The sequence below is a fragment of the Streptomyces sp. SID5785 genome (genome assembly GCF_009870065.1).
Taxonomy (GTDB): domain Bacteria; phylum Actinomycetota; class Actinomycetes; order Streptomycetales; family Streptomycetaceae; genus Streptomyces.
In genome coordinates, this window is record NZ_WWIA01000063.1 from 1 (window position 1) to 11,916 (window position 11,916).

Here is an 11,916-nt window from a genome sequence, read left to right on the forward strand (position 1 = left end):
ATCGCGGCGATCTCGGGCCGCGGGGCGGGCGGCGGTGCGCAGACCCCGCCGAGTTCCTTGGCGCGGACGGCCTTGGTGATCCAGGTCCGGTCGAGGACGCGCCGCTCGTCGGCCTCGGCGACGAGGTCCTCGGACTGGTTGTAGTCGCCGTCGGCGGCCTGGACGGCCCAGAGGTGGACGGCGACACCGTGCTCCTTGGCGGCCATCATGCCGGGCAGCAGATCGCCGTCCCCGGTGACGAGGACGACGTCGGAGCACGCCCTGTTCCGCGCGAGTTCGGTGAGCTCGGCGTGCATGGCGGCGTCGACGCCCTTCTGCGCCCAGCGCCCGTCGCTGCGGGTCAGGGCGCCGAGCCGGACGGTGACGCGGGGCATGACGCGCAGCCTGCGGTGCTCGGGCTGGGGCACCCGGTCCGGGGCGCCGTCGAACCAGTAGATCCGCAGGAGCGGACGCTCGGTCTCGGTCTCGGCGCGCTCGCGCAGTCCCTGGATGAGGGCGGCGTGGTCGACATGGATCCGGGAGCGTGAGGGCTCGCCCGCAAGAAGGCTCGCGGCGGCCCCCAGCAGATATCCGGCATCCACCAGGACGATGCAACGGTCCACGCGATCCACCCTCTTTCGCCGACACGCCCGCGCGTTCGCTTGGGGTTTCCTTCGAGTCTGCCCGACCGCACTGGGGTTAACGGCCCGAACTGGATCTTCGGCGTGGCGGATCCCCGTTGATCGCCGGGAACTCCCCTCGGGGTACCGGCGGATCCCCTGTCACACACGGTGAATCTCTGAAATGCGACCTTTGTCGACATATGTGAGTCTGAACGCGGCCCTGGCCCCTAGATCCCCCGCAGGAGGCAGATCACCATGGCCAAGAACCGCAAGCAGAACCGCAGCCATCAGCAGAAGCAGGCGTCGCCGGAGTCGGCCCAGGAGCAGTCCCGGTCCTCGGCCATGGAGGCCGAGGCCAAGTCGGCCGCGCAGGCGACGCCGGGGGACATGGCCCGCAAGCACCGTGAGCGTCGCTTCGGCCACAACTGAGTCAGGGCCGCACACCGCACCTGCCCGTACGCGAGGGGCGCACCCGGAGGACCCGGGTGCGCCCCTCGCGCCGTGTGCGGTGGGAGTGCCGGCAGGGCCTCAGCCGGCCAGGCAGGACGGGCCGAGCAGCACCTTCAGATCGCCGTAGAGCGCGGGGTCGGGCTTGACCCGGTGGCGGTCGAGCCGGAGCACGGTGGTCTTGCGCGGGCCCTGGAGCTTGATGCGGACCTCGCTGTCACCGCGGTGGTTGGCGAGGATCTCGCCGAGCCGGCTGACCATGGGCGGGGTCACCTTGAGGGCGGGGATGGTCAGGATGACCGGCGCGTTGGTGCCCGCGTTCGACAGGTCGGGGACCTGGAGCTCCATGGCGACGAGCCGCGGCACGTCCTCGCGCTTGTCGAGGCGGCCCTTGACGAAGACGACGGCGTCCTCGACGAGCTGGGTCGACACCAGCTGGTACGTCGCGGGGAAGAACATGCACTCGATGGAGCCGGCGAGGTCCTCGACGGTGGCGATCGCCCACGCGTTGCCCTGCTTGGTCATCTTGCGCTGGAGGCCCGAGATGATGCCGCCGACGGTGACGACGGCGCCGTCGGAGAAGTCGCCCCCGGTGAGCTGGCCGATGCCCGCGTCGGCCTTGTCGGACAGCACGTGCTCCAGGCCGAACAGCGGGTGGTCGGACACGTAGAGCCCGAGCATCTCGCGCTCCTGCGCGAGCAGGTAGGTCTTGTCCCACTCGTCGGTGGAGAACTCGACGTCGAGGCCGAAGCCGGGCTCGCTGCTGTCCTCCTCGCCCATGCCGCCGAAGAGGTCGAACTGCCCCTCGGCCTCCTTGCGCTTGACCGCGACCACGTTGTCGATCATCGGCTCGTACTGGGCGGTGAGGCCCTTGCGCGTGTGCTTGAGGCTGTCGAAGGCGCCGGCCTTGATGAGCGACTCGGTGGTGCGCTTGTTGCACGCGGCGGCCTCGATCTTGTCGAGGTAGTCGGGGAAGGATCCGTACTTCCCCTTGGCCTTGCGGGCCCGGATGATCGAGTCGACCACGTTGGTGCCGACGTTGCGGACGGCCTCGAGGCCGAAGAGGATCACGTCGTCGCCCTGGGCGGCGAAGTTGTGGACCGACTCGTTGACGTCCGGCGGGAGGACCTTGATGCCCATGCGCCGGCACTCGTTCAGGTAGACGGCCGACTTGTCCTTGTCGTCCTTGACCGAGGTGAGCAGCGCGGCCATGTACTCGGCCGGGTAGTTCGCCTTGAGGTAGGCGGTCCAGTAGGTGACCAGGCCGTACGCGGAGGAGTGCGCCTTGTTGAACGCGTATCCGGCGAAGGGCACCAGGACGTCCCACAGGGCCTGGATCGCGGCGTCCGAGTAGCCGTTCTTCTTCGCGCCCTCCTGGAAGAGGACGAAGTTCTTCGCCAGCTCCTCGGGCTTCTTCTTGCCCATGACGCGGCGCAGGATGTCGGCCTCGCCGAGCGAGTACCCGGCGATGATCTGGGCGGCCTTCTGCACCTGCTCCTGGTAGACGATGAGGCCGTAGGTCAGGCCGAGCGTCTCCTTCAGGGGAGCCTCGAGCTCCGGGTGGATCGGCGTGATCTCCTGCCGGCCGTTCTTGCGCTCCGCGTAGTTCGTGTGCGAGTTCATGCCCATCGGGCCCGGCCGGTAGAGGGCCGAGACGGCGGAAATGTCCTCGAAGTTGTCGGGCTGCATCTGGCGCAGCAGGGAGCGCATCGGACCGCCGTCGAACTGGAAGACGCCGAGCGTGTCGCCGCGGCAGAGCAGTTCGAAGGTCTTCGGGTCGTCCAGGGGCAGGGAGAGCATCTCCAGGTCGATGCCCTTGTTGGACTTCACCATCTTGACGGCGTCGTCCATGATCGTCAGGTTGCGCAGGCCCAGGAAGTCCATCTTGAGCAGGCCCAGCGACTCGCACTGCGGGTAGTCCCACTGGGTGATGGTCACGCCGTCGGTGTGCCGGGTCCACAGCGGGGCGTGGTCGACGATCGGCTCGCTGGACATGATGACGCCGGCCGCGTGCACGCCCATCTGCCGGACCAGGCCCTCGACGCCCTTGGCGGTGTCGATGACCTTCTGGACGTCCGGCTCGTTCTCGTACATCCCGCGGATCTCGCCGGCCTCGCTGTAGCGCGGGTGCTGCGGGTCGGTGATGCCGGACAGGTCGATGCCCTTGCCGAGCACGTCGGCGGGCATGGCCTTGGTGAGGCGGTCACCCATCGCGTACGGGTAGCCGAGCACGCGCGCGGAGTCCTTGATCGCGTTCTTGGCCTTGATCTTGCCGTAGGTGCCGATCATGGCGACCTTGTCGGCGCCGTACTTCTCGGTCACGTACCGGATCACCTCGACGCGCCTGCGCTCGTCGAAGTCGATGTCGACGTCGGGCATGGAGACGCGCTCGGGGTTGAGGAACCGCTCGAAGATCAGTCCGTGCGTGATCGGGTCGAGGTCGGTGATGCCCATCGCGTACGCGACGATCGAGCCGGCCGCGGAGCCTCGGCCGGGGCCCACCGCGATGCCGTTGTTCTTCGCCCACATGATGAAGTCGGCGACGACGAGGAAGTACCCCGGGAACCCCATCTGGATGATGATGTCCATCTCGTACTCGGCCTGCTTCTGCCGGTCCTCGGGGACACCGCCCGGGTAGCGGCGGTCCATGCCGACCCGGACCTCCTCCTGGAACCAGGTGACCTCGGTGAAGCCGTCCGGGATCTCGAACTTCGGCATGAGGTCGCGCTTCTCGAACATGCCGGTGGTGTCGATCTGCTCGGCCACCAGGAGCGTGTTGCGGCAGCCCTCCTGCCAGGCGTCCGAGGAGTCGACGGCGTACATCTCGTCGGTCGTCTTCAGGTAGTAGCCCGTGCCGTCGAAGCGGAAGCGGTCGGGGTCCGAGAGGTTCTTGCCGGTCTGGATGCACAGCAGGGCGTCGTGCGCGGTCGCCTCGTGCGCGTACGTGTAGTGCGAGTCGTTGGTCACCAGCGGCGGGATGCCGAGCTTCTTGCCGACGCGCAGCAGGTCGTCGCGGACCCGGCGCTCGATGTCGATGCCGTGGTCCATCAGCTCCAGGAAGTACCGGTCCTTGCCGAAGATGTCCTGGTACTCGGACGCGGCCTTGACCGCCTCGTCGAACTGGCCGAGCCGCAGCCGGGTCTGCAGCTCACCGGACGGGCAGCCGGTGGAGGCGATCAGGCCCTCGCTCCACTGGGAGATCGTCTCCTTGTCCATGCGCGGCCACTTCTGCAGCCAGCCCTCCGCGTACGCGTCCGAGGAGAGCTTGAAGAGGTTGTGCAGCCCCGTGCTGTTCGCCGCCCAGATCGTCTTGTGCGTGTAACCACCCGAACCGGACACGTCGTCGCGCTTCTGGTGCGGCTGGCCCCACTGGATCTTGCGCTTGTTGCGCCGGGACTCGGGGGCCACGTAGGCCTCGATGCCGATGATCGGCGTGACGCCCGCCTTCTGCGCCGAGTGGAAGAAGTCGTACGCCCCGTGGAGATTGCCGTGGTCGGACATGGCGATGTGCGTCATGCCCATCTCGTTGCACGCGTTGAACATGTCCTTCAGCCGCGCGGCACCGTCCAGCAGCGAGTACTGGGTGTGGACGTGCAGGTGCGTGAAGGGCGGCTTGGACACGGTGAGGGCCTCCATTGGCGAACACGGGGCGACAGGCTGGCGACGGGCTGTGGGCAGCTCGGGGATGCCTCGGGGGACAGCTGGGAAGTCTACGACCGGCGACTGACAACCGGCGGGCACTCCGGAGTACGGTCGGGCGTTGGACGAGGCAGAGCACCTTGTCCTGCGTGTCGCACGAGCCCACGCACCACCCGTACCAGGAGGCACCCAGCGATGCCGGACCCGCAGCCCACCGCTGAGCAGCGCGGCGAGCAGATCCTCTCCGTCTTCGACACCGCGTTCGGCGAGCTGCTCGCCGCCGACCCCGCCGCGTTCCGGGTGAAGTTCCGCAAGATGGCGGCCTCCGCCTTCGCCTTCTACCGCGGCACGGCGTGCCTCTTCTACCACGACGTGGAGCGCGAGCAGCACGGCGGTCCGTACCTGGACGACCGCACCAGCCGGGTCTGGATCCACGGCGACCTGCACGCGGAGAACTTCGGCACGTACATGGACTCCACGGGCCGCCTGATCTTCAATGTGAACGACTTCGACGAGGCCTATGTCGGCCCGTTCACGTGGGACCTCAAGCGGTTCGCGGCCTCGGTGGCGCTGGTCGGGTACGCGAAGGCGCTCTCCGACGAGCAGATCACCGACCTGGTGCGCACGTACGCGGCGGCCTACCGCGAGCGCATCCACGCGCTGGCGACGGGCGCGAAGAGCGACGAGGTGCCGCCGTTCACGCTGGACACGGCGGAGGGCCCGCTCCTGGACGCGCTGCGGGACGCGCGCTCGCTGACCCGCTTCGGACTGCTGGACTCGATGACCGAGATCCGTGACTTCGAGCGGCGCTTCGCGGAGGGCGGCGGCTCCGTCGAGCTGGACGCGGCGACGCGGTACAAGGTCCTCGCGGCGTTCGACGGCTACCTGGAGACGCTGCCGGAGTCGTCCCTGTCCCGCCCGGACTCGTACCGGGTGAAGGACGTGGTCGGCCGCCGCGGGATCGGCATCGGTTCGGCCGGGCTGCCGTCGTACAACATCCTTCTGGAGGGCAACAGCGACGCCCTGGAGAACGATGTCGTGATCTACATGAAGCAGGCCCAGACCCCGGCCGTCTCGCGGCACATCACGGACCCGGCGATCCGTGAGTACTTCCAGCACGAGGGTCACCGCACGGTGATCTCGCAGCGTGCGCTCCAGGCGCACGCCGACCCGTGGCTGGGCTGGACGGAGCTGGACGGCTCGGGTCAGCTGGTCGCCGAGGTCTCGCCGTACGCGGTCGACCTGGACTGGGGCGACATCGACGACCTGGAGGAGATCACGGCGGTCGTCGCCGACCTCGGCCGGGCGACGGCGACGATGCACGCGGCGGCGGACGACCTGTCCGGCCAGTCGCTGGTGCCGTTCTCCACGGAGCGGGCGATCGACGCGGCGATCGCGGCGGACGAGGACGGCTTCGCGGGCCTCCTGGTGGAGTTCGCACACTCCTACGGTGCCCGCGCGCGGGCCGACCACCAGATCTTCGTGGACCTGTTCCGCAACGGCCGGATCCCGGGTCTGGCCTCGTGACGGCGGCCCGCGCGACGGCACCCGCGTCACCCACAGGAACCCTTTAGGCATCGCTTACCGCGGGCCATGGCACACTCCTCGGCGATGGACGACATATCCCGGACTCACCTCAGAGCCGTGCGCGCGGCCCTGTTCACGGCGCTCGTCGTGACGCTCTCCGCCGCGTCGCACGTCCTGCTGTCCCGGGCTCCTCTGCCGCTCACCACGGTCGCGGTCATCGCCGGCGCGGTGTTCGTCCTCGCGTACGCGCTCGCCGGGCGTGAGCGCGGCTTCGGCCGGATCGCCGCGCTGCTGGTCCCGCTGGAGCTGGCCGCGGACACGGTCTTCACCACGGGCCAGCACATCTGTTACGGCGACGCGGCGGGCCCGGTCGCGGGCCCCCTGCGTTCCTTCGGTCTCGACGTGCTGTGCGCCGGGGGCGTCGGCACCCCGTTCGCGCGGATGACGGGCGGGGCCGGCGACAAGGCCGCCGTGGCCCTCGCGCACACCGATCCGGCGGCCTCCTGGCTGCTGCTCGGCGCGCATGTCGCGGTGGGTCTCCTCGCGGCCGCCTGGCTGCGCCGCGGCGAGCACGCCCTGACCCAGCTGCTGCGCGCGGTGGCGGTCGGCACGTTCCGGCCGCTGCTGCTCGCCTGCGCCGCGGTGACCGTCCGCCCGGAGCGGGCGCCGCTGCGGCAGCGGCCCACGCGGCGGGTGCGGGCCGCCCGCACCCGGCTCTGGGCGCACTCCGTGGGACGGCGCGGACCTCCGTGCCCGGTTCTCTGACCGGCACACGACAGTCCCCCGTCTCTCTTTTTCACACCTCCACGGAGTTTTCTCATGAGCAAGCGCAACAGCCAGCAGGCGAAGACCGCGGCCCGCGAGCGGCTGCGCGTCGAGCGCGAGCGCCAGGCCAAGAAGGACAAGGCGAAGCGCCAGGCGATCGTCGCCACGTCGATCGTCGCGGTCCTGGCCGTCGCGGGCGGCGTCGGCTACCTGGTGATGCAGAACAACAAGCCCGGCCAGTGGGAGGCCGCCAAGGACAAGTCCCTGGTGGCGCCCAAGAACACGTCCGGCAAGAACAACACGACGGTGACCCTCGGCAAGGACTCGGCGAAGAAGACGCTGAAGGTCTACGAGGACGCGCGCTGCCCGGTGTGCGCCTCCTTCGAGCAGACGGTCGGCCCGACCGTGAAGAAGGACCTGGACGCCGGCAAGTACAAGATCCAGTTCATCGGTGCGACGTTCCTCGACAACAATCTCCAGGGCGAGGGCTCGAAGAACGCGCTGAGCGCGCTCGGTGCCGCCCTCAACGTGAGCAAGGACGCCTTCCTCGAGTACAAGGAGGCGCTCTACTCCACGAAGTTCCACCCCGAGGAGACCGACGACAAGTTCAAGGACGACGCGTACCTGCTCAAGGTCGCGGACACCGTCCCCGAGCTGAAGAACGACAAGACCTTCGAGAAGGACGTCAAGAGCGGCACCTTCGACAAGTGGGCGCTGGAGATGTCCGACCTGTTCGACAAGAACAAGGACGGCGTCCAGGGCACCCCGTCGTTCGTGATGAACGGCAAGAAGCTCACCGGTTCCGACGGGGAGAACGCCCCGATGACGGTGGCGGACTACAACACCGCGATCGACAAGGCCCTCAAGGGCTGACACCGCACCACCTCCACGCGACGAGCGGGCGAACTCTTCGGGTTCGCCCGCTCGTTGTGCATACCGGCCAGTAATGTGATCGCCCGTGACCAGTCGCATATCTGAAGCCACCACGCCGGACCGCTCCTTTGGCCCCCGCACCCCGCGCCGCCGCACCGTCGTCAAGGCGGCGGCCGCCGGTGCCGTGCTCGCCGCGCCGCTCGCCGCCGCGGCCACCGCCCACGCCGCCGACACGCCCGCCTTCCAGCACGGCGTCGCGTCCGGGGACCCGCTGCCCGACGGCGTCCTGCTGTGGACCCGGGTGACGCCGAGCGCCGAGGCGACTCCCGGCTCCGGCCGGGGCCCCGACGTCCCGGTGCACTGGGAGATCGCCCGGGACAAGGCGTTCGGCAGCGTCGTCGGGAGCGGGACCGCCACCGCGAGCGCGGCGACCGACCACACGGTGAAGGCGGACGTGCGCGGGCTGAGCCCCGCGAGCACGTACTACTACCGCTTCGCGGTGGGCGAGGAGCTCTCCCCCGTCGGCCGCACCCGCACCGCCCCGGCCGCCGACTCCACCGCCCCCGGCCTGCGCTTCGGCGTCGTCTCCTGCGCCAACTGGGAGGCCGGCTACTACTCGCCCTACCGTCACCTGGCCGCGCGCACCGACCTGGACGCCGTCCTCCACCTCGGCGACTACCTCTACGAGTACCGGACCGGCGAGTACCCGGCGGCCGCGTACACGGTCCGTCAGCACCGTCCGACGCACGAGATCGTGTCCCTGGCCGACTACCGGATCCGGCACGCCGTGACCAAGACCGACGAGGACGTGCGGGCGATGCACGCCGCGCACCCCATGATCGCGATCTGGGACGACCACGAGTTCGCGAACGACGCCTGGTCGGGCGGCGCCGAGAACCACACGCCGGGCGCCGAGGGCGACTGGGCGGCCCGTCAGCAGGCTGCCAAGCAGGCCTATTTCGAGTGGATGCCGGTCCGCGCCTCGACGGCGGGCACCGTCTACCGCAGGCTGCGCTTCGGCACGCTCGCCGACCTGCACCTGCTCGACCTGCGCTCGTTCCGCTCCGAGCAGTCGAGCGTCGGCAGCGGCGACGTGGACGCGGCGGACCGGACGATCACCGGGCGGGCCCAGCTGGACTGGCTCAAGGCGGGGCTCGCCGCGTCCGACGCCCGCTGGAAGCTGGTCGGCACCTCGGTGATGATCTCGCCGGTCGCGTTCGGCTCGCTCCCCGCCCATCTGCTCGAGCCGCTGGCGAAGCTGCTCGGGCTGCCCACCGGAGGCCTCGCGGTCAATGTCGACCAGTGGGACGGCTACACGCACGACCGCAAGGAGCTCATCTCCCACCTGCGCGACCGCGGCATCCGCGACACCGTCTTCCTGACCGGCGACATCCACATGGCCTGGGCCAACGACGTCCCGGTGACGGCCGGCACGTACCCGCTGTCGCCGTCCGCGGCCACGGAGTTCGTCGTCACGTCGGTGACCTCCGACAACCTGGACGACATCCTGCACGTCGCACCGAACACCCTGTCCACGGTCGCCGAGACCGCCGTGAAGGCCGCCAACCGCCACGTGAAGTGGCTCGACATGGACTCCCACGGCTACGGCGTCCTGGACGTGACGGCCGAGCGGACCCAGATGGACTACTACGTGATCTCGGACCGGGCGGACCGGAACGCCACGACGTCCTGGGCCCGCTCCTACCGCACGCTCAGCGGCACGCAGAAGGTGGAGCGGGCCGACGCCCCGGTGCGCTGACCGGGACGGCCCGCACCGGCGGACCTACAGGGAGTCGAGGAAGCCGAGCGCCACCCGCCAGGTGGCCTCGGCGGCCTCCCCGTCGTGGTCCGGCAGCTCGGGATCGGTGTAGAGGTGGCCCGCGCCCGGGTAGCGGTAGATCTCGACGTCGGCGCCCGCCCGGCCCATCTGCAGGTACCAGGTGTTCAGCCAGTCGTCGGTCTCGAAGGCGTCGGGCGAGGCGACGTGCAGCTGGACCGGGAGCTCGTCCACGGAGGCGCTCTCGGCGAGGTCCGAGGTGCCGTGCAGCAGGAGCAGCCCCTTGGCCTTCTCGTCGCCCAGGGCCAGCGTCTGGGCGGTGGCGGCGCCGAGCGAGAAGCCCGCGTACACGAGGCCCCGCTCCGAGTACGGCGCGGCGGCCAGGACCGCCCGCCTGAGCAGCTCGTCCTTGCCGACCTCCTCCCGGTACTCCCTGGCCTTCTCCAGGTCGTCGAAGGTACGGCCCTCGAAGAGGTCGGGCGTCCACACCTCGTGCCCGGCGGCCCGCAGCCGCTCGGCCGCGGCCGAGACGGCGGGCCGCGGGCCGTAGATCGAGTGGAAAAGCATGATGTTCATGCGCCTATGGTGCCAGGCCACGGCCAGGACCCGACCGGACCGGACCGGGCGCGAAGCCGGCCGCCGCCAGGCCCGAGTCGTGTCCTAGCGCATGCTGCGCACGTCGAGCTGGCGCAGGATGCGGTCGACGATCTCCGGGTCGGCGCCCGGCTCGCTGCGGGCGGCGAGCACCTCGTGGCGGGCGGCCGACATCATCTCGTTCTGGATGTGGCGGATCCGCTTCACCCGGGCGAGACGCTTCGTCTGGGCCTCGCGGCGCTCCTCGGCGCCCAGCTCGGGGTTGATGCGCAGCCCGATGTCGTAGGCGCGGCGCAGCAGCTGCTCCTGCACCTCCTCGGGCAGCTCCTCGACCTCCTCGATCTCCTTCAGGCGCCGCTTGGCGGCCTTCGCGGCACGCAGCGCGATGTCCCGCTCGTAGGACTGCTCGGCCTCCGTGTCGGCCTTCACCTTCAGCTTGCGCACCAGCCAGGGCAGGCTGAGGCCCTGGAGCACGAGCGTCGCCATGATGACCCCGAAGGCGATGAAGACGATCTCGTCGCGGCCGGTGAGGACATGGGTGACCGTCAGCCGGTCCGGATGGTCCTTCTCCATGCGGGTCAACTCGTCGCCGAAGATGACCTCTTCGGGGCTTCGGCTGCTGTAGAGAAGACTGATCCTGCCGGCCGGTGCGGGGTCGGACAGGCGGGCGCGGATCATGCTCATCATGGGTGTGATGCCACTGCCGGCCGCGATGAGCACCAGCTGTTCAGTGCTCTGCGGCGGTGCGTGGAAGGTCCCGGAGGGGCCGCGTACCGCGAGTCGGTCCCCGACCCGCAGGTCACTGTGGGCGTGCGTGGAGAACTTCCCGCCCTTCACCTGCTTGACGGTGACCTCCAGCCGGTGGGCGCCCGGCGCCGAGGAGGCCGAATAGGCGCGTCGTACGGGGTGGCCCGCGAGGTCAGTGACCAGGGTGAAGAACTGCCCGGGACGGAAATGGAACGGCTCGGCCTCGGCGGCTGAGTCCTCGAGCACCAGGGTGCGGGCGGAGGGTGTCTCCTGCCGTATCCCGCAGACGCGCACGGCTCGCAGCGGGCTCTCCGCCACCTGATCGTGTTGCGTTGCACCGTGGTGCGCAGCAGCGGGGGCGCGGACGTCGTCGTAGCCCTCTTTGCGCAGCCCGGACACGTAGGCACGGTCCGCCACCTTCCGCAGCAACCGGCTCATGCCCGGTGTGGCGGTGATGAGTTTGATCAGCCACGCGGACGCGCGCCCGGACTGGGCTGCGCCTGCGGCCAGATGGGCGCTGCCCACGGCCATCATGTCGGGTGCCTTGTCCCGGCCGGGTCGTGTGTCGGGGTTCCACAGGCGGGCGCGGGCAACAGCGTCGTTGCTGCGGATCTCCGCGTCCTCCACGTCGATGAGGAGGGCGAGATGCGGCGGTTCGCCGCGCAAGGCCAAGGTCTTCAGCAGCGCCTTGTCATCGGTGATCGCGGCGCGCCCGTGGATGTGAAGGACACCGCTGCGGCCGGGAACGAGGGCGGCGAGGGCGATCCGGTCGTCGTGGAGCAGGTTGTGCAGGGTGTCCGCGCGTCTGTTGCCCTTGCGGTCGGCCAGCACCAGAGTGCGGCCGTTCAGGATGCGGGCCACCGTCTGCCGGTCTCCGCGGGGGCTGGTGTCGCTGCCGCCTTCCGTGTCCCAGGTGGACAGGGCCAGGAACGGTGAGGCGGCGAG

Annotated in this window: 9 protein-coding genes; 5 read left to right on the forward strand and 4 right to left on the reverse strand. The window is 69.9% G+C overall.

Going from position 1 to position 11,916, the window contains the following annotated elements; all coding sequences use genetic code 11:
- On the reverse strand, positions 1-602 hold a 602-nt coding region (locus GTW43_RS01900; protein ID WP_343245865.1), incomplete at its 3' end, for an NYN domain-containing protein.
- A 255-nt stretch (positions 603-857) separates the two neighbouring features.
- On the opposite strand from GTW43_RS01900, the gene GTW43_RS37375 reads away from it, so the two are divergent.
- Positions 858-1,031: a hypothetical protein gene (locus GTW43_RS37375; RefSeq protein ID WP_202500930.1), complete on the forward strand. Its 174-nt coding sequence runs from the start codon at positions 858-860 to the stop codon at positions 1,029-1,031.
- 99 nt (positions 1,032-1,130) lie between these two features.
- Here GTW43_RS37375 and dnaE read toward each other — a convergent pair whose 3' ends face one another.
- Complete coding sequence (gene dnaE, locus GTW43_RS01905; protein ID WP_161299781.1) at positions 1,131-4,670, reverse strand: DNA polymerase III subunit alpha; 3,540 nt, start codon at positions 4,668-4,670, stop codon at positions 1,131-1,133.
- 213 nt (positions 4,671-4,883) lie between these two features.
- Between dnaE and GTW43_RS01910 the strand changes: the two genes are divergently transcribed.
- The 4 genes from GTW43_RS01910 (at position 4,884) to GTW43_RS01925 (ending at position 9,612) form a co-directional block, all read left to right on the forward strand.
- On the forward strand, positions 4,884-6,215 hold the full coding sequence (locus GTW43_RS01910) for a DUF2252 domain-containing protein (protein ID WP_161299782.1): 1,332 nt from the start codon (positions 4,884-4,886) through the stop codon (positions 6,213-6,215).
- Between the two features lie 84 nt (positions 6,216-6,299).
- Positions 6,300-6,980 carry a hypothetical protein gene (locus GTW43_RS01915; protein WP_161299783.1) on the forward strand — a complete coding sequence of 227 codons (681 nt, stop codon included), beginning with the start codon at positions 6,300-6,302 and terminating at the stop codon, positions 6,978-6,980.
- 54 nt (positions 6,981-7,034) lie between these two features.
- On the forward strand, positions 7,035-7,853 hold the full coding sequence (locus tag GTW43_RS01920) for a thioredoxin domain-containing protein (RefSeq protein WP_161299784.1): 819 nt from the start codon (positions 7,035-7,037) through the stop codon (positions 7,851-7,853).
- Between the two features lie 85 nt (positions 7,854-7,938).
- On the forward strand, positions 7,939-9,612 hold the full coding sequence (locus tag GTW43_RS01925) for an alkaline phosphatase D family protein (RefSeq protein ID WP_343245866.1): 1,674 nt from the start codon (positions 7,939-7,941) through the stop codon (positions 9,610-9,612).
- A gap of 24 nt (positions 9,613-9,636) precedes the next feature.
- Here the strand turns inward: GTW43_RS01925 and GTW43_RS01930 are convergent, their stop codons facing one another.
- On the reverse strand, positions 9,637-10,206 hold the full coding sequence (locus GTW43_RS01930; RefSeq protein ID WP_161299785.1) for a dienelactone hydrolase family protein: 570 nt from the start codon (positions 10,204-10,206) through the stop codon (positions 9,637-9,639).
- Positions 10,207-10,290: 84 nt separating this feature from the next.
- Positions 10,291-11,916 (reverse strand): FAD-binding oxidoreductase (locus GTW43_RS01935; protein ID WP_237536347.1); only part of this gene is annotated, 1,626 nt, incomplete at its 5' end.